This is a genomic window from Butyrivibrio proteoclasticus B316 (assembly GCF_000145035.1).
GTDB classification, from domain to species: Bacteria; Bacillota; Clostridia; order Lachnospirales; family Lachnospiraceae; genus Butyrivibrio; species Butyrivibrio proteoclasticus.
The window spans coordinates 868,271-893,610 of record NC_014387.1; the positions used below are offsets into that span (position 1 = coordinate 868,271).

Sequence of the window (25,340 nt, forward strand, 5' to 3'; positions counted from 1 at the left end):
TCAAGATAGGACATGTCAAAATGCAAATTAAGAAACCAATCTGGTCGTTGACGCCTGTAATGGTTGCTACGGCCATTTTTTGCTGTGTACTGTGGGGAAGTGCATCCCCGGCAATCAAAATTGCATACGAATTATTTGGAATTCCGGCATCAGATACGGCTTCGAGGCTGGTGCTGGCGGGAACGAGGTTTGTGCTGGCCGGCGTGATGACAATCATATTTGGATCCCTGGTTTCAAGGCAGGTGCTGACGCCCAAGATAGAATCGCTCAAGTACATAGGCGCTCTGGCGCTTTGCCAGACAATCGGGCAGTACTTTTTCTTTTTTATGTCGCTTGCTAATACATCAGGGGTTCGAGGGTCTATTATCAATGCTTCCGGGAATTTCCTGGCTCCGATTTTTGCAATCTTTTTATTCAGGCTTGAGAAGTTTGAAGTTAAAAAGCTACTTGGATGCTTTATTGGATTCTTTGGGATATTTCTTTTTCTGGGAGGTAGCAGCGTGCTTGCTGGTGGCAAGATGACCATGGCAGGCGAAGGTGCGATGCTGATGGCGGCGTTGTTTTATGCTATTTCCGGATGCAGTATTAAGATTTTTTCCAAGTTCGAGAACCCGGTAGTCTTAAGTGGATACCAGTTTACTCTTGGGGGAATAGTTCTTCTTGGGATAGGTCTTTTGATGGGCGGAAGTTTGTCTTTTACCAGCATGGGATGCTATCTTAACCTGATTTATATGGGCTTCATTTCTGCCGGCGCGTACACTTTGTGGGGGGTGCTTCTTAAGTACAATCCCGTGAGCAAGGTGTCGGTGCTGGGATTTGTGAACCCAATCATGGGAGTTTTGCTATCTGCGTTGTTTCTGGGAGAGGAGAGCCAGGCCTTTTCGATAGTGAGCGTAATTTCGCTTATTCTAGTATCAGCGGGGATCATAGTCGTAAACGCTAAGAGAAACTGAAAATAACTGATACAAGAACATTAGATAAAAAAGAATATGTGGCATTTTAAGACAGATGCGCATTACTGTAAGATCTGTCAGAAGGCGATTCAATGAACTATTCTATAAATATAAACGGCATCGATGTTGATGCCACCTACAGCGATAAGTCAATTAAAGAAATCTTCAATCCATTACTTGAACATCTGACTGCTCTGCAAAAAGAAAAAGGGCGCAGAATCCTGGTGCTTCTTGCGGCGCCTCCGGGAGCTGGGAAGAGCACTCTTGTAAGTTTTTTGCAGACGCTATCCGAGGATCACGAGCTGCTATCGGATATTCAGGCAATTGGTATGGATGGTTTTCACAGAAGGCAGGAATATCTTTTGTCTCATACAACTATCAGGGACGGACAAGAAATCAAGATGGTTGAGATAAAGGGTGCGCCCGTGACCTTTGACCTTGAAGCCCTCAGGAAGAGAATCGAGATGGTTTTATCCGGAGGAAGTATCGGGTGGCCATCCTATGACAGGCACCTTCACAATCCTGTGGAGGATGCGACTGTGATTAACAGGGACATAGTTCTTTTGGAGGGAAATTATCTGCTGCTTGATGAGGATGGCTGGCGTGATCTGCGAGATCTTGCGGACTATACTATTTTGGTAAGGGCAGATGAGGATATGCTGCGTAAGAGGCTGATTGACAGAAAGGCTAAGAGCGGTAATTCAAGAGAAAAAGCCGAGAAATTTGTGGATTACAGCGATATGGCCAATGTGAGGCTGTGTCTTAATAAGAGCCTTTCGGCTGATTTGGAGCTATTTATTAACCAAGATGGAGATTTCTGCAAAAGAAAACCATAATAACGTAAGAAGATCATATCAGTAATCACGTGGAGAACTACGTGTATCATACTAGTATTTATGACAAAGAGGCCATAACATGCCAAGATGTGATGTCTGCCACAACAGATGCAATTTAAATGAAGGAGATGTTGGTCTTTGCCGTGCCCGCAAGTTCGAGGACGGCTCTTTTAAATGCGCAAATTATGGGCTTGTGACGTCGATTGCCCTTGATCCGATAGAGAAGAAACCTCTAAATCTCTTTTATCCGGGATCAAATATAATCTCTGTCGGAAGCTACGGCTGCAATTTAAGGTGTCCGTTTTGCCAGAATCATGAGATTTCCTATGGCTTTGGCAAAGAGTATGGTGGCGGAGCGAGATTTATCACACCTTCCGAGCTTGCTGAGATAGCAGAGAGTTACATACCTCAGGGAAATATTGGAGTTGCTTTTACCTACAATGAGCCGCTTGTAGGTTATGAGTACGTAATTGATACGGCCCAAGAGGTCCATGAGCGCGGGCTCAAGACGGTTTTAGTATCTAATGGCTGCGTGTCCCAAAAGGTAGCAGAACTTGTAATCCCCCACATTGATGCGATGAACATTGATCTGAAGGGTTTTACAGATTCCTACTATGAGGATGTTTTGCATGGTAATAGGCACATGGTAATGGATTTTATAGAACATGCGGCGGAGGTTTCACATGTTGAAGTAACCACACTTATTGTCCCCGGATATAATGACAGCGATGCAGAGATGGAGGAACTAGCCGGTTGGATCAGCGCGCTTGATAATGGAAGCGGCAGGGAAAAGATAGCGCTTCACATCAGCAGGTATTTCCCACGCTTTAGGATGACTGATATTCCGGCTACTGATGTGGATAAGATTTATCATCTTAAAGAAATTGCAGGCAAATATCTTGAACATGTTTTTACAGGGAATTGCTAGGAAGCTTGAATTATGTTCTTACGAAACCTGTAGCAAGTTGGGATTTCTGTAATTTCATTCAAGTATTTTTTAAAAATGTGTTTTGCCCCTTTATATTTTTGTTCGTATAAATAAATGTGATTACAAAAACACACTAAACAAAAATATAAGAGGAGCGTGACAATTATGAAAAAGATTTCTTTAGCATTGATCGGTTTAATGATGGTTGGAAGCCTTGTAGGATGTGCATCTGAGTCAACTTCGACTTCACAGTTTAATATAACAACTACTACAGATGAAGGAACAACAGAGTACAACTACTCAGCTGAACTTAATAACGGAGAATTGACAACAAGCTCATCAGTCACAGAGACACCGGCAGCAGAAAACATGGCATATGAAGAAACTGCTGATCAGGATGATGACGAAGATACAATCAACTACAAGGTTGTAGATGGAAGCCTTTATGTAGAGGCACCTAGCAGAGATGACATCTGGTGGGAAGTTATCGACTATGAAGCATCAGTTAAGCTAGCTGGCTGGAGCGTTGAGGACGATGTTTATTATGGACGTGTAGATGCAAATATGTCACAGGGAAATGGCTACGTAGTCCTTGGAAAATACGATGATACAGATGGATATCCAATTCTTTACGCTGTAATTGCAGTTGACATAGATGATGGGGAGATTGTATCTGTAAGTAACACCGCAGAGGTTGATTCTCTGGATGAGTATTTCCCGGTATATTCAACAGGATTTGCGGCAGTTGATGAGAACGGACAAGACAAGTTCATGATGGCTTTTTATGATGATTATGATGAAAAATATGTTTATCTGATAGATGGTGAGAATACAAAATATGTTCCATATGTTGCATGCCAGGTTGAATTAAGCAATCCTGATGGCTCTGCGACAGATGCACTTGAGGTGCAGTTCTCAGATGACAAGGTTTATTTTGGGGAGAAAGACGGCAATAGATTCATTATGGATGACTCCGGCGAATATGCTGTAAGATTTGTTTCTGCTGACGAAGTCAACGCACAGTTTGCATAAATCCTTGTTTTATTACATAAAAGCTCAAGTCATACAGATCGTATGATGATCAATCGGGTAGAAGCTGATAAGTAATTCCTACACGTTTACAATAGATTACAGAGCCATAGATAGTGGCAAGCCTATAGTAAATATCAGGCTTGCCACTTTTTCTGTGCTAAATTATCATAATATAGAGAAAAAATGGAAAGACCTAAGGAATAAATGACATCGGGACTCCTCCCATAATGGGTTCCTCCTCATGTCGTAATAAATGACATCAGGACTCCTCCCATAAATGGGTCCCTCCTCATGTCGTATTACCGTACGGTAGCCTCTTAGGTCGATAGTTGGGGGAAGACTTATGAAATTTGAATATGATGTTCCGGATTACAAAAAGCTTAGAGTAATAGTAGATACTGACGCAGCCTGCGAGGCGGATGATCCATTTGCTATAGCCCATGCACTTCTAAGTCCCAAGCTCATAGTAAAGGGGATAATTGCTGAGCATTTCAAAGAAGAGGGCTCAATGGAAAAGAGCTATCGGGAAATCGAGACTATCCTTGATGCTATGGACATGTCAAAAGAAATACCTGTTTACCGCGGCCAGAAAGGCCCTCTTTTAACAGATGAAGAAGAATCTGAGGCTGTAAAATTCATAATTGATGAAGCGTTAAAAGAGGATGAGAAACCTCTATATATCTTGTGCCAGGGCGCAATTACCAATGTTGCCAAGGCAATTACACTTGAGCCTGCTATTAAGGATAAGATAAGAGTCATATGGATTGGAACTCATGGAGAAGCGCCATGCAAGGCTCCTTTTACAGAATTTAATTCAGTTAATGACATTCCTGCTGCAAACATTGTGCTCCAGAGTGGAATAGACTTATGGCTTGTACCTTCACACGTGTATATTACAGTTAACATTGGCCTTGCTGAAATCCAGCGAAGGATAAGGCCTTGTGGCAGGATTGGAGAGCATCTTTTCAGAAACATGGCAGACTACAATATGTCACAGTTTGCAGGCTGGACACAGGGTGAGAGCTGGTCACTTGGTGATTCTCCTGCAATCGCAATTGCATTGAATCCTGGCTGCGGTCATTATCACTATGCCAAGGCACCTCTTGTAGCGGAGGATACATCTTCAGAGGTCAAAGAGGACAATCCTCAAATCCGTATATACACTGATGTTGACTCCCGATATATTTTGGAAGACTTCATAGCCAAGCTTGAGATTTTTGCGCAGTAATATCAATAGAATTGTCGCACGTCAAATAGTTTTACCAAGTGATGGGCTAATATTTGCCTTTGATCGGAATGAGTAATAATATGATATGTGTGTCAAAAAATGTAATTGTTGAAATCTACACTTATATGTCTGGATTTATCTGGCATAGTAGATTTGGTGATAATAAGCATTTTGATTATATGACACAGATATATATTATGAGGAGGCAATTTATGAAAAGAAATCTATGCAAGGCACTTATTGTCACGGTGGCTTGTTTGTCACTGTATGGGTGTGGAGAGGGCACTGGAACAGAAGAAAGCTCTATCTTTGAACCGCAGCAGGGAATAAGCACAGAATCACAGGGAGAACAGGTATCCGGAAGTCAGAACGAGGCAAATGGCCAGAATAATTCTAATGACACAGGTGTCGCTGAAAATGGTAGTTCTGAAATACAAAGTGGTGATTCTGCAGAAGCAGCTCCTACATCAAGTGACGGAAGCGTCAGTATTTGTGATGAGACTACCACACTTGATTATTCCAAGGATTATACTGATGAGATCAGAGTTGCTGTAGAAAGAGCCGTCTCAGAAGCAACCTCATTTGAGGATGAATTTGATAAGATGGGCAAGATTCAGGATCATATTACATCAAGGCGAGATCAGGATTCTACTCAGGTTGAGATGAATATGGCCGCAAGCCTCTATTTTCAGGTATGGGATGCTGAGCTTAACAGTCTCTGGAACAGATTTTCTGAATCTGCTGATGCCCAGACCAAAGAGAGAGTACTTGAAGATCAGAGACACTGGAATGCTATGAAGCAGGATGCTGCGCTTGAAGCACTTGGCCCTCAGGATCAGGGCGGAAGCATATATCCTCTTCTTTATGACTCTTTCATGGAAGAGAGCACCAAGGGCAGGTGCTATGAACTTGCTAAAGAGATAGCTGCTGCAAAGGGAACAAACTTTGTTATGCCTGAGAAACAGGTGCAGGAAGTCTATGTGGATAACGAGGGCACTGATAGCATTTACAGTGCTTTGGCTGTGACAGAGAGCATGGAATCTGGCTACAACGCCAAGGTTTCTCTATATAGGACCGGCGAGATTACAGGTACAGTAACAGAAAACGGAGCAGGTACATTCGTATTTGTTTCTGACGATGAGAGCATTAAGGCTGATGTAACTTACGGCTGGGACGGAGCAACCTTTGAAGTTACAGAAGCAGGAGAAGGCGCAATTGTAAATGCCGGGGATAAATTTGAATTCCCGCTTGTATTCTGACAATTGGATTTATAAATACAATTTTATAAAGTGAAAAAAGAGCATGTTGCATTTTTGTAGCATGCTCTTTTTGACATCATAGATACTTGACTAGTTTGAGAGTTTACCCACTATCCCCCTCAGAAACAGGACAGTTAATAAAAAATTAAGTGGAATAATCTGCGTAAATGATAAATAATATGAATGAATAACTATATATCGTTAATAAAATGCCTGTTTAGGGTACAATGATGACAAATTAGTAATAATTTCAGTAATAATCTGTATTATCCGCAATTGATCATGTCAGGCAGCCAGCATTTGCCTAGATTTAAATGATGACTTTACATGGTGACTTTAAACGATGATTTTTAATGATGACTTTAAATTATGAACTACTTTACATGGTGAACTACTTTACATGGTGAACTACTTTACATGATGCGCTACATAGAGGAGGAAAACTATGGATCTGCATGAGAAGCATTTTTATGAGAGTAATACACTTGCTATGAAGTTTTCCTGCATTATACAGGCATTTGAGCTGATAGCTACAATTCTATATCAGGATCAGAGAGTGGGATTTCTTAATACCACGGCCATGGTGATCATGCAGGTGATCATATTGATTGCATCTGTTGTTTCCTATGCTTTGTACAAACGCAGGAATAGGGGCAAATATCTGCTGATGGGCTGGCTTGCCGCAAGTTATGTGGTTGTGATGGCCGGATCAGTTCACATAACCTATATGTGGGCATTTGGACCGGCTCTTTTGATCCTTGTTCTATTATATGCTGACCCTATACTCACCATAGTTACCTCGGTATTTGTTATAGCTACCAATATTCTTTATATGCCACTGTTTTTTACATATTCTGTTGAGATAGCAGAAAGAAGATTTGCCGTTATTACTGATGCTATCTTTGCTGTACTTCTGTCACTGATGGCTATTTTCTATTCAAGGCTCAGCAACAGGCAGAATGGCGAAACGGTTGATGAGATGCAGGCAGCGTCAGAGCAGCAGGAAAAAGATGCACGTGTGATCAGGGATATTGGTATTAAAATAGGTGAAAAGCTTGAAGATGCACATGATGCAATGGAGGCGCTTGCAGAGAAGGTTACACAGAGTGCAGAGTCTTCAGAGCAAATTTCTGTGGCCACGACTCACACGGCAGAAGCAATCCAGACTCAGACTGAAATGAACTCTAACATCATGACTTCTCTTGAGGAGATTGCCGGCCAGTCACGAGCTATGCGCAATAATGCAGATGAAGTTACGCAGAATATCAGCGAAGGAAACAATCTGGTAAAAGAGCTAAATGCCAAGTCCAAAGAGGCTTCTGCAATAAACGCTGAGACTGCAGAGATGACTGCTAATCTTCAGGAATCTGCAAGCTCGGTAAAAGAGATAGTTGAGACAATCCTTAGTATCTCAGGTCAGACAAACCTTCTGGCCCTTAATGCTTCCATAGAGGCGGCAAGAGCCGGAGAAGCAGGAAAAGGATTTGCTGTAGTTGCAGATGAGATAAGAGCTCTTTCAGAAAACACCAAGAATTCAGCTGAAAAGATCGCGTCAACTATTGACGAGCTTTTGGGTAAGGTCAACGAAGCTTCCGGAAACATGTTAAAGAGCGTAGAATCTGCCAAAGAACAGAGTGACATGATAGTGCAGACAGGAGAGAAATTTGAGGTTATACTGGAAAAGGTAACTGATCTTACAAACAGTGCAGGCACGATATCTGATAACGTGGATGCCTGTGTAGATGCTAATTCCAAGGTTATGGATGCAATCAGCAATCTCTCTGCTACATCAGAGGAAGTTGCGGCATCTGCCCAGTCCAGTATTGAGATCAGTCAGAAGTGTGAGAGCGATATGAAGATCACCAAGGAAATCCTGGATGAGATACTTGCAATCAGTAGAAGATAAGAGAAAAAAGCAACGATAAATCGTATCCCCACCGGCAATGGTGGGGATTTTTACTGATAAATAATTAAGGAGAATATACATAATGGCCAGAAGAGAAGGAATTACAACACTTTGCTATCTTGAACGCGGAGATGAATATCTGATGCTGCACAGGGTCAGCAAAAAGAACGACATAAATAAAGATAAATGGATTGGCGTTGGAGGACATCTGGAGGACGATGAGAGCCCGGAAGAGTGTATCAAGAGAGAAATCTATGAGGAAACAGGCTATGATATTCCTCTCGAAGACCTTGAATTTCGAGCTATAATCACATTCGTTTCACAAAAAGGCGACTATGAGCTTATGAGCCTGTTTACTGCCAAGGCTCCTGATACTGAGCCAAAAGATTGTGATGAAGGAAAACTTGAGTGGGTTAAAAAAGAAAACATCTATGATCTGAATCTCTGGGAAGGAGATAAGATTTTTTTGCGTAAGCTAAGTGAGAGCAGGGATTTCTTTTCTCTTAAGCTTGTATATGATACAAAGGACAACCTCATAGAGGCTGTCCTTAATGGAAAAAATATATTTGATTGTTAGTAGAATTTGACTACAGGCTTCAATTCTCCGTTTTTTAATGCGCTATCATAGTTTTCTTTTGTAGTCTTGGCATGAGCGTTATAAATGATGATACGCAATGAGGTAGCGCCCTCCGGGATTTTAACGTTTTTACTGACAAATCCAAAATTATTGCCAAGCTTATCTACCAGACCATAGGAATCATTGTAGAAATAAACAAAGTGAAATTTATGGCGCGCCATGGTCCCAGAGGCTGTAAGCTGCATGGACAGTGTGGTTGCCCCCTGAGGGATTGGAATAAATCCATTTGCATCCTGAGCAAGGACCATGCCTCCCCAGGAATCCCACTCTTTTAAGGTACCACTTGAATCTATTCCCATATACAAATAGCTGTCAGCCCAGCTATCAAGCGCTGTTCCAGGGGCAGAATCATAAGGAACAGGATTCATTAATGCCTGGATCATATCATCTCTGGCGGTAAATTTCTTACGATTTATGATGGAGTAATCTCCGCCGTTATCCCAGTAAACGCATTTAATTCCGCGGGCATTCGCTCTTGCAACGTAGTTTGCTGCATGAATAGCCCTAAATTCTGCTGGAGAGAACTTTCTGGTTGTTCCCCATTCTGTGATGACCATTGGAGCTCCAACTCTTTTTGCAAACTGCTGAAGTCTCGCAAAGTCCTGATCAAGATACTGATCAATTACCTGGGAGTAGAAGTGAACAGCAGTCAGGAGCTTGCCTGGAACAACGTCCTTTGGAAGGACAAAAGATGTTAGTACGTCGTCCGAATACTGGTGGAAAAGAGTTGGAATTATCAGAAGTCTCTGGGCATTATTGCCGCCGGTACTGCGAACAGTATTTACGAATACCTGATTGAGCTGATTCATTTGAGCGGCGGCAGTCTTAGTATATGTTCTGCCTATTTTGACATTGTCTACTTCGTTAAAGGCTTCGAAAATAAGATGCCCGTCTACATCGTTAAAATAAGTTGCTATATCTGTCCAAATAGTAGTTGCTTTGGCACAAACAGAGGCAAAATCTCCTTCATCTGCACCAACATAGAACATCTTGTTGTCGTGGTGGGAATCCATGATAACATACATTCCATCAGCTATGCAGTAGTTAACCACCTCTTTTACCCTGGCAAGCCACTCCGGATGGACGTGTAACTGACCATTTGCATCGGTATAGGTGTGGTATTTCCAGTTTACAGGGACTCTTATTGTGTTAAAGCCTTTGGATCTGACAAAATCTATGAGTTCCTTGGTGACTTTGGGATTTCCCCAGATGGTTTCCTGACCCAGATTTGCTTCTCCGGCTGTAGCCTTGTGGTGCGCATCAAGAGAATTACCAAGATTCCAGCCGGTATTCATTGAGGCCATAAAAGACTGAGCCGTAATATCTGCTGCAGAAACAGAAGAGCGCCCATTTCCTGAGGCAGCAAACCCTGTAATTCTCAGGGTGCTGATCATAATTACTACAGTGAATATGCTTAGTAAACGTCTTAAATATCTGCCTCTTGTCATGCAAGCACTCCTTATAAATACCTATGATATAGGCATCTAAAATATCTATTATCTTATACAAACATCTAAAATATCTATTATCTTATACAAACATCTAAAATATCTACTATCTTATGTAAACATCTAAAATATCCATGATATAAGCATCTAATTGTATTAGAACATTTGAAAAAAGAAATTATAGGACAGATTATTGTTTAATTATATCATGACTTCTTGCGGATAAGAGCGGAAATAGCCTGCAAGAAGTCATGGGTTTTGTATGAACGAGAGGCCAGTGATCAATCAACAAGCTTATATATTGCAAAAGACTGTGCATCTGTAACAAGAGTATTTCCATCAACTTTACTATTGCCGATGGCATAAATTTGTTTAAGATCGCACTGTTTACCTGAGTTGTCATTTGTTTTCACAAAAGCCTCTGCAGGAAGAGCGGTGGAATCTCTTTTTTCTGAAGGGTTTATGGCGATTAGAAGGTTTCCACGTCTGTAAACAAAAGGAAATTCCTCTTTTTCCGCATAAATAACAGAGAATGTACTGTCAGCTTTCAGGTCATCATACTCGTGTCTAAGTGCAGTAAGTGCCTTAACTGTGTTATAAAGTGAGTCAGGATCCTTGGCCTGATCTTCTACGGTTGGTGCATCTTCAGAAGGATCAACAGGAAGATAGAGCTTGTCCTGATCTGCTTCTGAGAATCCCTTGTTTTTGCTGTTATCCCACTGCATTGGAGTTCTGGAACCGGTTCTGGTATAGCCGCCTTCCTTGGTAGGAATATCAAGGTATCTCATTCCGATTTCATCACCATAGTAAATGAAAGGAACACCCGGAAGAGTCAGGAAAAGAGCCCACGCAAGCTTAAGCTCGTCGTAGTCAAGTGTCAGGCGCGCTCTTGGCGTATCGTGGTTACAGGTGATAAAGCTGATGTACCCGTCAGTCTTGGTGGCATCGTATTTTGGCAGATAATCAAGGAGAAATCTCATGATATCGCCGTTTCCGTCTTTTTTGAGAAAAGAGTGATCGCCTCCCGGAGTTTCATTGTCGCGGATCAGAGTATTGTAGCCGTTTCCGTGGTGATCAAGATAAAAGTCAGCATGGAAACCGTTTTTAAGTGACTGAACAGGATTACTCCACTCTGAGATTATAGCTGCTTCAGGGTAATCTTTATCCAGCATCTTGCGGATATTCTGCCAGATTTTACCTGTAGCTGATTTGTTCTCATCATCCTCTTTTACCAGTGAATCAGCCATATCTACGCGGAAACCGTCACATCCGTGATCAAGCCAGAAGCGCATAACATCCTTGAGAGCTTCTCTTGTTGCGATACATGCCGGGTGGTCAGGTGGAAGCTGCCAGTCCTCAGTCCTGTTCAAAAAGCCATAGTTAAGGGCAGGCTGGCTCTTAAAGAAGTTCAGCATATAGCAGCCGTTTCTGTCAGCTTCGCCGCCAATATAAGGGTGGCCTGCAATTCCCTGAATCCAGCTGTGTGTCCACACATAGCGGTCTGAGAATTCGTTAGGCTCAGCCTTTTTACTTTCTTTGAACCATTCGTGCTCTTCAGATGTATGGCCGGGAACCAGATCAAGAAGTACGTGGATTCCCTTGTCATGGGCAATCAAAAAGAGCCTGTACAGATCTTCATTTGTTCCGTATCTTGGAGCAACCTTCTTGTAATCGCGTACGTCGTAGCCTGCATCCTTGAAAGGTGAATCATAGCAGGGATTGATCCAGAGCGCGTTACAACCAAGATCCTTTATATAATCAAGTTTTTCGATTATTCCGTTGATGTCACCGATACCATCTCCATTGGTATCCCTGAATGTTTGTGGATAAATCTCATAAAATACTGCGTCTTTGAGCCAACTTGGCATAATAAACCTCCTGAATGGATAAGTGTAATTTCGTTTCAATTTAATCGAATCATACTAATATTGTATGGCTAAAAAGGTACAACTGCAAATGAATTAGTTTACAGGCCCAAACAAGACAGTATGGCTTCGGAAACGTTTCCATTATACATGCAAACCCGGAAACTGTACAGTAGCCATTATATGTGTTAACGTATATGATATAGGCGTCAAAAGTCAAAATCCGTATATTCTTGCATGTAAAGCATTATGACTTTATGACCCGAACAAATATGAGGAATAAGCAATTTACGCAGCAAATTAGCGGTAGTAGGAGTATCAAAAGGACATGGACTTTTCAGAGATAACAAATCAGAGCAGACAGGCTGTAAAAGAAATTCTTGAGGCAGCAAAATTACGCAAAGGGGCAATCTTTGTAGTAGGTTGTTCTTCGAGTGAAATCTTGGGTGATCAGATAGGAACAGCAACAAATCTTGATTCAGCAAACGCAGTATATGACGGTATTATTCCGGTGTGCCGTGAAAATGGTATCCTCGTGGCAGCGCAGTGCTGTGAGCATTTAAACCGTGCTCTTGTAGTAGAAAGAGAAACCATGGAGAAATATGGCTTTGAGCAGGTCAATGCAATCCCACAGCCCAATCATGCAGGAGGAGCCTTTGCAACAGTGTGCTATGAGAGATTTGATGATCCTGTTCTTGTAGAGGACATCGGACAGAAAGCCGAAGCCGGCATAGACATTGGCGGAACCATGATCGGAATGCACATGCACAGCGTTGTAGTTCCCCTCAGAATATCACTTCGTAAAATCGGCGCAGCCCCAATCATATGTGCCCGTCACAGGCCCAAGTACGTAGGCGGTCAGAGAGCCATCTACGACGAATCCCTCATGTAACTGTCATCCCGCCCCAGGATCCTTCACTCACAAAGGCGCGAAAATACCTCTTTGCGAATCGCATTCGTCTCTGATGAGGAGGGGCGAGGTGTAAAGATGGGGTTGATTTTTGGGGGAGAATATTGTAAGTTATAGATGTCCATACAACTGGCGGATGAGTGGGTAACCACATGGGAGTATGGATAATAATATTGAATGTCGACCGCCTGGGCAACCGCTTTTAGAGGTTTGCTCAGGCGGTTTTTTTGTTGCACTAAGGACATGGAGCACGAAGTGCGGAATGTCTGTGTGCAGAATCGAGCAGGCATACTCGATTCGTGTTAAGGAGGTTAAAATGCAGGAATTAACAGCAGAAATCAGCAGTACAACTTACCCGGGCAGAGGAATTGTAATTGGAACTACTACTGATGGTAAATATGCAGCTTGCGCATATTTTATCATGGGAAGAAGTGAGAATTCCCGCAACAGAGTATTTGTAGAAGATGGAGAGGGCATCCGCACTCAGGCTTTTGATCCATCCAAGATGGAAGATCCAAGCCTCATCATCTATGCACCTGTAAGAGTACTTGGACATTCAACAATCGTTACAAATGGAGATCAGACAGATACAATTTATGAGCTTATGGAGAAGGGCCAGACTTTCGAGCAGTCTCTTAGAACAAGAGAATTTGAGCCTGATGCTCCAAATTACACACCTAGAATATCAGGTATCATGAACATTGAAGACGGCAAATACGACTTTGCCATGTCAATTTTAAAGAGCAACCATGGTGACCCATCATCATGTCAGCGCTTCACTTACACATACGAAAATCCTAAGGCCGGTGAGGGCTACTTCATCCACACCTACATGGGCGACGGAAATCCACTTCCAAGCTATGAGGGAGAGCCTACTCTTGTTAATATCGAGGGAGATATCGACACATTTACCAATAATGTTTGGAATGCACTCAACGCAGATAACAAGGTATCTCTTTTCACAAGATATATTGAGATTGCTACAGGCAAGTATGAGAGCAGAATTATCAACAAGAATAACTAAGGCAAAGATACCAAAATACTGATCATGATTTTATATAATAAGGAGACAGGTATGAACGAGATACAGTTAAAATATGGTTGCAACCCTAATCAGAAGCCTTCAAGAGTGTACATGGAGGACGGCTCAGATCTTCCTATCGAAGTATTAAACGGAAGACCAGGATACATCAATCTTTTGGATGCACTCAACGGATGGCAGCTTGTTTCAGAGCTCAAGAAGGCTACAGGACTTCCTGCCGCTACATCTTTTAAACACGTATCACCTGCAGGCGCTGCTGTAGGTCTTCCGCTTACAGATATTGAGAAGAAAATCTACTGGGTAGAGGATCTTGGAGAACTCAGCCCTCTTGCTAATGCTTATGCCAGAGCCCGTGGCGCAGACAGAATGTCCTCATTTGGCGACTTTATTTCACTTTCTGATGTCTGCGATGCTGATACAGCAAGACTTGTTAAAAGAGAAGTCTCAGACGGAATCATAGCTCCCGGCTATACAGATGAGGCACTTGAAATTCTAAAGGCCAAGAAAAACGGCAATTACGCTGTGATCAAGATAGATGAAAACTATGTTCCTGCAGCTATCGAGAAGAAGCAGGTATTTGGAATTACCTTTGAACAGGGTCACAACTTCATCGAGATCACAGATGAGATGTTTGATAACATCGTTACAGATAACAAGGAACTTCCTGATTCAGCCAAGATTGACCTCAAGATTGCCCTTATCACACTTAAGTACACACAGTCCAACTCTGTTTGCTACGTTAAGGGCGGACAGGCAATTGGTATCGGCGCAGGTCAGCAGAGCCGTATCCACTGCACAAGACTTGCAGGCTCCAAGGCAGATAACTGGTTCCTCAGACAGGCTCCACAGGTTCTCGATCTCCCATTCCTTGACAGCATCAAGAGACCAGACAGAGATAACGCTATCGACCTCTACATCGGCGCAGATTACATGGATGTACTTGCTGATGGTAAGTGGGAGCACATCTTCAAGGAAAAACCACCTGTTTTCACAGAGGCTGAAAAGAGAGCTTGGCTTGATAAAAACACTGATGTAGCCCTTGGATCAGATGCTTTCTTCCCATTTGGCGATAACATCGAAAGAGCTTATAAGAGCGGTGTTAAATATGTTGTTCAGCCGGGCGGATCAGTTCGTGACGATAACGTTATTGAAGCTGCCAACAGCCACAACATGGTAATGGCATTCAACGGCCTCAGACTTTTCCACCACTGATTGCTTATTAGAAAGAAATATTTACTACATACAAATTTGGGTCGTCTCAGTATTGGGACGACTCTTTTTATAAGTGCGCAGTATTCATTCATTAAAACTTATGTCTATATCTTAAATAAGGATAAAGATTGCCAAAATTAAGATTATTAATGATTGGTACATGGTATAATCATTAATAATGTCTATGAGACATGTAGGAGATTTTATGGATGAGTTGAGCAAGGCTTTTCAAACGCAGAAAGATGACTATGACGACCTGACAGGGCTACTCAATCTAAACGGAATATTAAGATGTGTCAACGAATCTAAAAACAAGGGAGATAGCATCTATTCTGTAATAATCTATCTTAATGTGATGAATTTCAAGGCTTTCAATCAGCAATATGGCTTTGCTGGTGGAAACGAGTTTCTTAAGGGACTTTCTGATGAAATTCAGCACATTTTTAGCGATGAAATGATTGCAAGAACAAGTGGCGATCATTATATCATTCTGTCCAAATCCAATGACAAAGAAAAGATAATACAAAAAATAGATAAAATTCAGGAAGCTGCCAGAAAATATGAGCGCGGTCTCAAAATGCGCGTCAAAGCAGGAATATATCTGTCTGACGGTAGTGAGACTGATCCTGTTTTCATGATAGACAGGGCTAAGATTGCCTGCGACGACATAATAAGAGTTTATGATAGAGACTACAATATCTACGACGATGAACTGAAAAAGAAAAATGAACTAAGGCAGTATGTGATCGACAATTTTGAAGATGCCTTTAAGGAGCATTATTTTAAAGTTTACTATCAAAAAGAAGTAAGAGCACTTACTGGAAAAGTATGTGGCTACGAGGCCCTTGCCAGATGGATAGATCCTATTTATGGAATGATTTCCCCGGGAGTATTTGTTGAAGTATTAGAGGAAGTTCACCTGATCCACAAGCTTGATCTGTATATCATTGAGCAGGTGTGTGCTGATCTAAAGAGCGACATTGAGTTCGGAATGGCTCTGGAACCTGTATCTGTCAATCTTTCACGTCTTGATTTTGAACTGTGTGATATCAAGGCTGAGATAGATAAATGCAGGGAAAAATATGAAATCCCTACAAAGCTTTTGAATATAGAAATTACTGAAAGCGCCATTGCTTCCGGAGAAAGCTTTCTGGGAGATCAGATAAAGAGATTTCGTGACAGCGGCTATCAGGTCTGGATGGATGATTTCGGTTCAGGCTACAGCTCTCTTAATAACCTCAAGATTTATGAGTTTGATGTTCTCAAGATAGACATGGACTTTCTGAGAACCTTTGATACCAATAAAAAGACACAGGTCATAATTGCGACCATAATAAACATGGCTAAAGAACTCGATATCCATACGCTTGCAGAAGGTGTTGAGACTAAGGAGCAGTATGAGTTCCTAAGGCGAATAGGCTGCGAAAAGATGCAGGGGTATCTGTTTGGAAAACCAAAGCCTTTAGAAGAATTTGTAAGACCTGACGATTTTTCTTTTGACAACTGTGAAGATATAAGATATGCGGATTATTACCACGATATAGGAGAAATCAATTTCCTTGGCAGTACTCCTCTTCGAGACAAGAACATGGAGGTTTATAACAACCTTCCTATTACGATCATGGAACTTGAAGATGAAAGGATCAGTTTTTTATATGCCAATAAAGCATACCATGAATTCCTGAATTCTGTTTCCGTTAAAGACATTGAAACAGCAAATTCCAGAGCTTACAGGCTTGATCTTCCGGAAAACAGGAAAATGTTGGAGGTTTTAAAAAGCGCTGAAAAGAGTGAGAACCACAGGAGCGAATCGAGCATTATCTTAAATGGGAACGTAGTAATAGCCAAGGTTAGATTTATTGCGAGACAGGGTAATAGAGCTGCTTTTACAGTTGTTCCAAGAAATCTTTCTCTTGAAGGAAATGAGAAGAAACTTGCTGACAGTATTCACGTTGCAATGGCACACGTTTTTAACCAGTATTTCAGAGTTGATCTGTATGATGAAGACGGCACTGTAGAAAACCTGTACCTTAACAGTGAACAGCTGCCTGTTGCAGATAATGAGTCTAATGCTGCCAAAGCAGTTGCCAAGTATGCAGATTTGTATCTTTACCCGGAAGACAGAGAACGCTTTAAGAAATTTTATGACATTTCAACTGTGAGGGAAAGAGTTGAGAAGTCATCTTCTGATTATATTGTTGATTATTATCATTCTGCATTATCCGGTGATGAGGGAAGAATGCAGATGTACATGATTCTTCCTTTCTATTATAATGACAGGTGGAAGTATATTTCGTGCTGCAGATATGCTGATGAAATCAGAGACCAGACAATTCGTGGGGAATGATCGTTTGGGAAACACAAGCAGCCGGCTTATCGCTAATAATAGGTAAAAGTAGGATCGTGTAATGTTAAGGTTTTGTTTTGGGGCATCTGGTGCAGGTAAGAGCACCACAGTTTATCAGGAGATCATTGACAGAAGCTTTACGGAAAAAGATAAAGACTTTCTGATCATAGTTCCTGATCAGTTTACAATGCAGACACAGAAGGATGTAGTCAGAATGCACCCTTCGCATACAATAATGAACATCGACGTACTGAGCTTTGGCCGACTTTCTCACAGAATATTTGAGGAAGTAGGTCTTAGCTCTTTTTCTGTGCTTGATGATGTGGGAAAGAGCCTTATCCTGAGGCGAGTTGCGGATATTCTCGGGGATAAGCTTCCGGTGATAGGCCCCAACATGCACAAGCCCGGATATATAGATGAGGTCAAGTCCACAATTTCTGAGTTCATGCAGTATGGAATCACTGATGATCAGCTTGCTCTTTTGGAGGAAAAGAGCGGGAAAAGAGGGGCTCTCCACAGTAAGCTCGGAGATTTAAGGCTCCTCTACTCAGAGTTCCATGAGTATATTTCCAATAAATACATAACAACAGAAGAGACACTTGATATTTTATGTAAATCAGTTTCAAAGTCCAAACTTATCAGTAACAGCGTTATTATTTTTGACGGCTTTACCGGATTTACACCTATTCAGTACAGAGTGATCAAGCAGCTCCTTAAATCCGCCACAGAAGTTATTGTCACTGTGACAATTGATGCCGGGGAGGATGTATACGCAAATAGCTATGAGGAGCAGGAACTCTTCATGCTCAGTAAAAAGACAATCCGTGATCTTGAAAAGCTCGAATATGAGCTTTCACAGGAAGAAATGAAGAGTGTTGGAACACTTCCTGATTTTGCTACATGGCGAAATATGAGAGATAGAAGCGGTGATATCAGGATAAACAGCTCACCTGTCAGAAGACTTCAGGATAACAAGGCTCTTTCTTTTCTGGAGGAAAATCTCTTTAGATATAATGCCAAAAAGTATGAGGGGGTTCCTCAGGAGCTTGAGATTTTCGAAGCTTCAACGCCTGAAGCTGAAGTGCGTCAGACTATGCTCAAGATAACTGATGCGGTAAGATCAGGCAAATACGCCTACAGAGATATAGCAATTGTCTGCGGCTCACTTGATGAATACAGCGAGCTGATAGCGCAGACTGCGGGAAGATTCGGGATTCCCGTGTATATTGACCAGAATACGAGCCTTATGCTCAACCCATTTATTGAGTATTTGACGAGCGCCATTGGAATAGCAATTTCAGGGTATAAATATGAAGATGTTTTCCACTATATGAGAAGTGGAATGACCGCTTTTTCAAGAGAAGACACAGATATTCTTGATAACTACGTGAGAGCACTTGGAATCAGGGGCAAAAGCCAGTGGGATGACAGATTTGCAAGGCGTATGCCAAAGAAATTCATGTCGGGCAATAAGAAAACAGATGACATGACAGAGCGCGAGCTATCTATTATGGAGAAACTTGAGAACATGAGGGTGACTATAACAGATGAGCTGTCACCTCTTTTCAGGGTCCAGAAAGCTACTGCCAAAGAGATATCTGATGCGATTCTTGAGGTTATAGATCGAAATAACAGTAAGGCCAGACTTGATGAATATAGGGACTTCTTTATCCAAAAAGGAAATCTTAGAAAAGCCAAGGAGTTTGAACAGATTTATGATAAAGTCATAGCTCTTTTGACACAGATTGGAGAACTTATCGGCACAGATGTGCTCACTCTTCAGGAGTACAGAGATATTCTCAGTGTTGGCTTTGGCGACATCGAGGTTGGCACTATTCCACAGGATGTTGACAGGATCATTGTGGGAGATATGGAGAGAACAAGGCTCAAGGAGATAAAGATACTATTCTTCCTTGGAACAGTTGACGGGGCTATACCTTCAAATGCAGGCACTGGCGGTATCATCTCTGATGTTGACAGACAGTTTCTGGTTGACCTTGGTACAGGTGTTGAGCTTGCACCGACGCCGAGGCAGCAGATGTATATCCAGAGGCTCTATCTGTACATGAACCTGACTAAGCCCACAGATAAGCTCTATTTGTCCTATGCAGAGCTTGATGGAGAAGGCAAGTCCAGAAGACCTGCTTATCTTGTACCCAAGCTAAAGCAGATGTTTCCTGAGCTTATAGTACAGCGCCCTGAGGATGGCAGCTTTGACAGCCAGAATGCAGCTTATATGGACAGTCTTATGAATGCTGCTGAGCTTATCAGGAAATATGCAATTGATGTTATAAGCGATGAGGAAAAGAGTAGTCTATATGCCCTTTTAAAGGTACTTGGAGAAAACGAGAATACAAAATCTACTCTTGAAAAAATAGAAGCTGCGGCCTTTAGACACTATGAGAATAAGCCACTTGCCAAGATGCTTGCGCTGTCACTCTATGGTGCAAGCCTTGAGAACAGTGTTTCAAGGCTTGAGACATTTGCTTCCTGTTGCTATGCACACTTTATCAAATATGGTCTTCAGCTCGAGGAGCGTCAGGAATATGATTTCGACACATCTGACCTGGGTAATGTTTTCCATGAAGTATTAGAGAAGTACACCTCCGAAATAATGACCAGGAAGATTGACTGGAGAGAGCTATCCGATGAGGAGTCAGAGCAGATTTTGGGAAGAGCGCTTACGGAGTGTGTTGACCGCTATGGAGATACTATTCTTCGCAGCACTTCCCGTAACCAGCACATGATTGACAGGATTCACAGGATTTTGACGAGGACAGTTGGAATTCTCAAGTACCAGATCAGCAAGGGAGTCTTTAATCCTGCTTTCCTTGAGATGGACTTTAGAGAAGCCGGCAATCTTGATGAGATAAATATAACTCTTTCTGAGGATGAAAAGACCCGAATCATCGAGAAGATGAGACTTCGCGGAAGAATTGACAGAGTTGATCTGTGCGAGGACGATGACCATATTTATGTCAAGGTAATGGATTTTAAGTCAGGGAAAAAGAAATTCAATCTGGCTTTTCTGTACCATGGACTGCAGCTGCAGCTTGTGATGTATATGAATGTGGCAGCGGCTGTGGAAAAGAAAATATCCGGCGGCAAAGAGGTTGTTCCTGCGGCGCTTCTCTACTACCATGTGGATGATCCTATGGCTGATGGAAAGGGAGATATGCAGCCTGAGGATATTAATGAGGCTATCAAAAAAGAGCTCAGAACGACGGGACTTGTAAGCGATAATGATGAAGTAATACAAAGACTCGATGAAGGTCTTAGCGGAAAGTCTGATGTCATCCCGGTTGAGTACAATAAGGACGGAAGCTTTTCTGTCTACTCACAGGTTATTTCAAGTGATGATTACAGCGCAGTTTCAGGCTACGTGAACAAGAAGATAAGGGAGTTTGGCACAAGAATCCTTAACGGAGATATCAAAGTTGATCCTTATGAAGGCGGTGGCCGAAATTCCTGCACCTATTGTCAGTACAAGACTATCTGCGGATATGACGAGAAGATCCCGGGATATGCTACAAGGCAGCTTGATATGGACGAAAATAAGGCAATGGAAGCAATAAGGCTTAGTAGTCAGGCCAATGATTGATATGTTTAATGAAGTTTTTTGAGGTATATAGAGACAATAATAGATAGAGATGGACATTATATATGGCAGTTGAATTTACAAAAGAACAACAGGCAGTCATTGATGCTAGAGACTGCAACATATTAGTTTCTGCGGCAGCAGGTTCAGGTAAGACCGCCGTTCTGGTAGAGAGGATCATTCAGATGATCATGGGCGGCGTTGATATTGACCATCTTCTTGTAGTTACCTTTACCAAGGCAGCAGCTGCGCAGATGAAGGAAAAGATCACGATAGCTATCCAGAATAAGCTTGTAGAAGAGCCTGATAACAAGCATCTCCAGAGGCAGGAAACACTTATCCACAATGCTCAGATAACAACAATAGACTCTTTTTGTCAGTATGTCCTTAGGAACAATTTTAATGTGATCGGGATCGATCCTTCCTTCAGAGTTGGTGATGACGGAGAACTGCGCCTTCTCAAGGAAGATGTCATGCAGGACATGTTGGAAGAAGAGTACGCTAAGTGCAAAGACGGAGAGAACAGCGACTTTCTCTTTTGCATGGAGTATTTCAGTACCGGCAGCAGTGACAAGAAGGTTGAGGAGTACATTTCGGAGCTGTACAAATTTGCCATGAGTATGCCCTGGCCGGAGGACTGGATAAGAGAGAGATCCATGGACTATCACCTTGAAGGCGTTGTATTTGACGAACTTCCCTGGGTAAAGAGATGTGTGGAGAAAGCAAGAACCCAGCTTGAAGAGATGGTATCTTCTATCGAGATGTTAGAAAAGGTATGTTGCGAGAGTGATGGTCCCCACATGTACGGAGATAACCTTGATGCTGATAAAAACAGTATTTTGGCGGCTCTTAAACAGGATACCTATGATCAGCTTTTTGACGGGCTTAGAGGGATTTCTTTTGGCAGAATATCAAGTAAAAAGGATCCTACAGTAAACCCTGATAAAAGAGAATATGTTAAAAACGAGAGAGGCAAAATTAAGGATAGAGTCAAAGATCTTGTGGAAACCTATTTTGCCCTGCCAGCAGAGACAGTTGTGGAACAGATGGCTCTTTGTGACAGAGCTGTCAGGGAACTTTGCAGACTTACTATCAGATACAAGCAGCTCTTTGATGCGAAAAAGAGAGAAAAGCAGCTGATAGACTTCCCTGATATGGAACACTTTGCCCTTCAGATACTGGTAGATCATCCTGATGAGGAAGAAGCGAAGGGGAAGACCTGCGCGGAGATCATTGAAATGTGCACGCCATCAGCGGTGGCTCTTGAATACAGGGATTATTACAGAGAAGTTTTGATTGATGAATACCAGGATAGTAACAATGTTCAGGAGCTGATGCTGAGGTCAATCTCAGGCGATATGCCGGATAAATCAGAGCGCTTTATGGTTGGTGATGTCAAGCAGAGTATCTATAAGTTCAGGCTTGCACGTCCTGAAATCTTTATGGAAAAGCTTCATAGCTATGACAAAAACGAAAAGGCTTTAGACCGCAGAATAGACCTTCACAAGAACTTCAGAAGCAGGAAAGAGGTTCTTGAAGCTACAAACTACATTTTTGAGAAGATCATGGGAGCTGACCTTGGAAGCGTTGACTATGATGAGGATGCCAAGCTTGTAACAGGGGCTGACTATTACGAAGAGCCTACTTACAATGTAACTCCGGAACTTATCCTGTTTGATAAAGATAGTGATAATGAGGCTCTCTCTGACTTTGATCCCAAGGAAAAAGAGGCCCTCGTAATTGCAGAGCGTATCCATAAACTCATGGATGAAGATAAAAACCTGCGCTTTAAAGACATGGTTATATTACTCAGGTCTTTGTCCGGATGGGATGATGTCTTTAAAAAGGTTCTGGAAGAGCAGGGAATTCCAACTTATATTGAGTCCAAGAGTGGATATTTTGAGGCCTACGAAGTTGCGGTTATACTATATCTTTTGACAATAGTAGATAACCCAAGCCAGGATATACCACTTGTTTCTGTGATGCACTCACCGATTGGCGGCTTTACTGACGAGGAGCTTGCCAGACTCCGCGTTATGGTGAAAGAAGATGATAAAGCTTCTATCGAGGATTCTTTATACTATGGGCTTAAGGCGCTTACAAGGGAAAGTGATGAGGCTACATCTACAGGTAGGGATGTTCTTATGAATGAGGCATCTGCAGGTAAAGTGGGACTTATGGATGAGGTTGCATCTACAGGTAAAGCGGGAGCTATGAATGAGGTTGCATCTGCAGGTAGGAATGCTCTCATGGATAAACTTGTGAAGTTTATTGACTTTGTTGAGGAACTTAGAACTATCTCAATTTATACGCCTGTTCATGAATTATTGCAGCATATTATGGACGAAACGGGCTTTGATAAGTATTGTCTGGCAATGCCTGCGGGCAATCAGCGTAAGGCCAATCTTGATCTTTTGATGGCAAGAGCTCTTTCTTTTGAAAAGACAAGCTTTAAGGGCCTTTTCCACTTCGTGCGCTATATTGAGCACATGAAGCTTGTTGAGGTTGACTATGGCGAAGCAGGAATAATTGATGAGAATGCGGATGTTGTCAGGATCATGAGTATCCATAAGTCCAAGGGTCTGGAGTTTCCTGTTGTATTCGTGTCCGGTCTTGCCAAGGGCGTTAACCTGAGAGAAACCAAGGGCGACCTCATTGTTGATATGGATCTTGGAATTGGCGTAAAGAGTATCAATTCTGAAATCAGAGTTAAATACGATACATTAAAGAGAATTATAATCGCAGACAAGATGAAAACTGACAGCCTTGGAGAGGAACTTAGAGTTTTATACGTTGCCCTCACAAGAGCCAAGGAAAAACTCATTATGACAGGCGCGCTTAAAAAGCCTCTTGATGCAATTACCAAGGAAGCAAGAAGACTTCCTGTGATAGCCGGAAAAGAGAAGCTTCTTCCTTATTCTCTAAGAGAGAGCGCCGGAAGCTATCTTGATCTCATACTTCCGTCGGTAGTGAGCCATCCAGGCTTTAGTAAGGGCCTTGCCGCGCTTGGAGTGCCTGATGAAATGTATAGAGGCTATCAGGAATCAGAGAGCCAGGTTCCGGACTTTAGTTTTGTCTTTTTATCTGATGATGAGATCGCTGCAGATATGCTAAAAGGTGATGTCATGGGAATATCAAGGCAGCAGGAGCTTTCCGATGCGGTCAAGGCCTACAGCGGAGAAGAGGCAGAGCGCCTTAGAGAGAAGTTTGAAGCTAAGTATCCATTTGAGTATTTGAAAGGTCTTTTCACCAAGACAACTGTTACCGAGCTCAAAAAGCACATGCTGGAGGAAATGGGCGAAGTCTTTACTCATAGCGCAGATTATGCAGAAGAGAGGAATGACGATATTGAGCATATCAAGAAACTTACAGGAGCTGAGCGCGGAACTGCCTACCATAGGATCATGGAGATTCTCGACAAAGATATCTATGGAAATGAGAAGCTCATGCAGGAAGCCAGAGATATCTATGGAAACGATGAGCTCGAACAGGAATCTGGAGATATCAGGAGCAATGAAGAGCTCATGCAGGAAGCTGAGAATATCAAGACAGAGCACCGCAAGATAGACCCGGTTTCCAAGAGGATATATGGATGGATGAAAGGTATGATCTCAAAGGGCATGATCACGGAGGAATATCTTCCAAGTATCTGGTGTCCTGATATTACAACCTTTCTTTCTACTGACCTTGGACAGAGAATGGGCATGGCCTTTAGAAGAGGAGAGCTTGTAAGGGAGAAACCATTTATGATGGGAATTCCTGCAAGTGAGCTTGACGATAAATATCCTGAAAGCGAAACAGTGCTGATACAGGGAATTATCGATGCCTGGTTCATTGAGGATGGGCAGATAGTTCTTTTGGATTACAAGACTGACAGGGTGCAGGAAGAACAGGAACTTGTGGATAGATATAGTATCCAGCTTGATCTGTATAAGAGAGCCCTTGAGAGCGCTACCAATATGAAGGTTAAAGAAGTTTTCATATATGCTTTCGCATTAGGAAAGGTAATTAAAATGTGAAAGCGATAGAATAAAAAATGGGCTCTAGTAATGGAAAAGAATTTAACGGTAATAGGCAGTTGTTCGAATTAAAAGCAGAAAAAATAATGAATTGATTGAAATTACGAAAAATTACGAAAA

At 42.1% G+C, this 25,340-nt stretch carries 16 protein-coding genes and 1 riboswitch; of the genes, 14 read left to right on the forward strand and 2 right to left on the reverse strand.

The genetic code is table 11. The features are described from left to right. The first annotated feature begins 20 nt into the window (after nt 1–20). The 8 genes from BPR_RS03690 (at nt 21) to BPR_RS03725 (ending at nt 8,719) form a co-directional block, all read left to right on the forward strand. Nucleotides 21–953, forward strand: a complete 933-nt coding sequence (locus tag BPR_RS03690) for a DMT family transporter (protein WP_013280119.1) — start codon at nt 21–23, stop codon at nt 951–953. Between the two features lie 92 nt (nt 954–1,045). Next, nucleotides 1,046–1,789 (forward strand): nucleoside/nucleotide kinase family protein, encoded by a 744-nt coding sequence (locus tag BPR_RS03695; RefSeq protein WP_013280120.1) that lies wholly within the window; start codon nt 1,046–1,048, stop codon nt 1,787–1,789. A gap of 79 nt (nt 1,790–1,868) precedes the next feature. Further along, on the forward strand, nt 1,869–2,717 hold the full coding sequence (amrS, locus tag BPR_RS03700) for an AmmeMemoRadiSam system radical SAM enzyme (RefSeq protein WP_013280121.1): 849 nt from the start codon (nt 1,869–1,871) through the stop codon (nt 2,715–2,717). Nucleotides 2,718–2,882: 165 nt separating this feature from the next. After that, entirely contained in the window at nt 2,883–3,749 is an 867-nt protein-coding gene (locus BPR_RS03705; protein WP_042256475.1) for a hypothetical protein, read from the forward strand. Between the two features lie 343 nt (nt 3,750–4,092). Next, the gene (locus BPR_RS03710) at nt 4,093–4,977 is read left to right on the forward strand and encodes a nucleoside hydrolase (protein ID WP_013280123.1); all 885 of its coding nucleotides are present in this window, start codon (nt 4,093–4,095) and stop codon (nt 4,975–4,977) included. 212 nt (nt 4,978–5,189) lie between these two features. Beyond that, entirely contained in the window at nt 5,190–6,236 is a 1,047-nt protein-coding gene (locus BPR_RS19585; RefSeq protein WP_167531141.1) for a lysozyme inhibitor LprI family protein, read from the forward strand. Nucleotides 6,237–6,681: 445 nt separating this feature from the next. Beyond that, a complete protein-coding gene (locus BPR_RS03720) occupies nt 6,682–8,142 on the forward strand; it encodes a methyl-accepting chemotaxis protein (RefSeq protein WP_013280125.1) in 1,461 nt (486 codons plus the stop codon). A gap of 82 nt (nt 8,143–8,224) precedes the next feature. Beyond that, nucleotides 8,225–8,719 carry an NUDIX hydrolase gene (locus BPR_RS03725; protein WP_013280126.1) on the forward strand — a complete coding sequence of 165 codons (495 nt, stop codon included), beginning with the start codon at nt 8,225–8,227 and terminating at the stop codon, nt 8,717–8,719. On the opposite strand, the gene BPR_RS19590 is transcribed toward BPR_RS03725, so the two are convergent. Both BPR_RS19590 and BPR_RS03735 read right to left on the reverse strand, forming a co-directional pair. Continuing rightward, nucleotides 8,716–10,227, reverse strand: a complete 1,512-nt coding sequence (locus BPR_RS19590) for a glycoside hydrolase family 5 protein (RefSeq protein ID WP_013280127.1) — start codon at nt 10,225–10,227, stop codon at nt 8,716–8,718. The two genes, BPR_RS03725 and BPR_RS19590, sit on opposite strands and share 4 nt — an antisense overlap. 281 nt (nt 10,228–10,508) lie before the next feature. Next, entirely contained in the window at nt 10,509–12,095 is a 1,587-nt protein-coding gene (locus BPR_RS03735; RefSeq protein WP_013280128.1) for an alpha-amylase family glycosyl hydrolase, read from the reverse strand. A 325-nt stretch (nt 12,096–12,420) separates the two neighbouring features. On the opposite strand from BPR_RS03735, the gene BPR_RS03740 reads away from it, so the two are divergent. From BPR_RS03740 to BPR_RS03765, 6 genes are all read left to right on the forward strand, one after another. Continuing rightward, a complete protein-coding gene (locus BPR_RS03740) occupies nt 12,421–12,984 on the forward strand; it encodes a TIGR01440 family protein (protein WP_013280129.1) in 564 nt (187 codons plus the stop codon). A gap of 133 nt (nt 12,985–13,117) precedes the next feature. Beyond that, nucleotides 13,118–13,203, forward strand: a riboswitch (ZMP/ZTP riboswitch). A gap of 115 nt (nt 13,204–13,318) precedes the next feature. After that, the gene (locus BPR_RS03745) at nt 13,319–14,026 is read left to right on the forward strand and encodes an IMP cyclohydrolase (protein ID WP_042256476.1); all 708 of its coding nucleotides are present in this window, start codon (nt 13,319–13,321) and stop codon (nt 14,024–14,026) included. Between the two features lie 51 nt (nt 14,027–14,077). Continuing rightward, nucleotides 14,078–15,256 carry a phosphoribosylaminoimidazolecarboxamide formyltransferase gene (locus BPR_RS03750; RefSeq protein WP_042256477.1) on the forward strand — a complete coding sequence of 393 codons (1,179 nt, stop codon included), beginning with the start codon at nt 14,078–14,080 and terminating at the stop codon, nt 15,254–15,256. 205 nt (nt 15,257–15,461) lie between these two features. Continuing rightward, complete coding sequence (locus BPR_RS03755; RefSeq protein WP_052301788.1) at nt 15,462–17,603, forward strand: GGDEF domain-containing phosphodiesterase; 2,142 nt, start codon at nt 15,462–15,464, stop codon at nt 17,601–17,603. Nucleotides 17,604–17,664: 61 nt separating this feature from the next. Next, nucleotides 17,665–21,204 (forward strand): PD-(D/E)XK nuclease family protein, encoded by a 3,540-nt coding sequence (locus tag BPR_RS03760; RefSeq protein WP_013280133.1) that lies wholly within the window; start codon nt 17,665–17,667, stop codon nt 21,202–21,204. A 62-nt stretch (nt 21,205–21,266) separates the two neighbouring features. Next, nucleotides 21,267–25,220, forward strand: a complete 3,954-nt coding sequence (locus tag BPR_RS03765) for a UvrD-helicase domain-containing protein (RefSeq protein WP_013280134.1) — start codon at nt 21,267–21,269, stop codon at nt 25,218–25,220. Nucleotides 25,221–25,340: the final 120 nt, after the last annotated feature.

Bases quoted from the DNA above. Each gene is read 5' to 3' on its own strand.
- BPR_RS03725 (WP_013280126.1), top strand. From the start codon at position 8,225: ATGGCCAGAAGAGAAGGAATTACAACACTTTGCTATCTTGAACGCGGA.
- BPR_RS03745 (WP_042256476.1), top strand. From the start codon at position 13,319: ATGCAGGAATTAACAGCAGAAATCAGCAGTACAACTTACCCGGGCAGA.
- BPR_RS03695 (WP_013280120.1), top strand. From the start codon at position 1,046: ATGAACTATTCTATAAATATAAACGGCATCGATGTTGATGCCACCTAC.
- BPR_RS03705 (WP_042256475.1), top strand. From the start codon at position 2,883: ATGAAAAAGATTTCTTTAGCATTGATCGGTTTAATGATGGTTGGAAGC.
- BPR_RS19590 (WP_013280127.1), bottom strand. From the start codon at position 10,227: ATGACAAGAGGCAGATATTTAAGACGTTTACTAAGCATATTCACTGTA.
- BPR_RS03750 (WP_042256477.1), top strand. From the start codon at position 14,078: ATGAACGAGATACAGTTAAAATATGGTTGCAACCCTAATCAGAAGCCT.
- BPR_RS03710 (WP_013280123.1), top strand. From the start codon at position 4,093: ATGAAATTTGAATATGATGTTCCGGATTACAAAAAGCTTAGAGTAATA.
- BPR_RS03690 (WP_013280119.1), top strand. From the start codon at position 21: ATGCAAATTAAGAAACCAATCTGGTCGTTGACGCCTGTAATGGTTGCT.
- amrS (WP_013280121.1), top strand. From the start codon at position 1,869: ATGCCAAGATGTGATGTCTGCCACAACAGATGCAATTTAAATGAAGGA.
- BPR_RS03755 (WP_052301788.1), top strand. From the start codon at position 15,462: ATGGATGAGTTGAGCAAGGCTTTTCAAACGCAGAAAGATGACTATGAC.
- BPR_RS03720 (WP_013280125.1), top strand. From the start codon at position 6,682: ATGGATCTGCATGAGAAGCATTTTTATGAGAGTAATACACTTGCTATG.
- BPR_RS03765 (WP_013280134.1), top strand. From the start codon at position 21,267: ATGGCAGTTGAATTTACAAAAGAACAACAGGCAGTCATTGATGCTAGA.
- BPR_RS03740 (WP_013280129.1), top strand. From the start codon at position 12,421: ATGGACTTTTCAGAGATAACAAATCAGAGCAGACAGGCTGTAAAAGAA.
- BPR_RS19585 (WP_167531141.1), top strand. From the start codon at position 5,190: ATGAAAAGAAATCTATGCAAGGCACTTATTGTCACGGTGGCTTGTTTG.
- BPR_RS03735 (WP_013280128.1), bottom strand. From the start codon at position 12,095: ATGCCAAGTTGGCTCAAAGACGCAGTATTTTATGAGATTTATCCACAA.
- BPR_RS03760 (WP_013280133.1), top strand. From the start codon at position 17,665: ATGTTAAGGTTTTGTTTTGGGGCATCTGGTGCAGGTAAGAGCACCACA.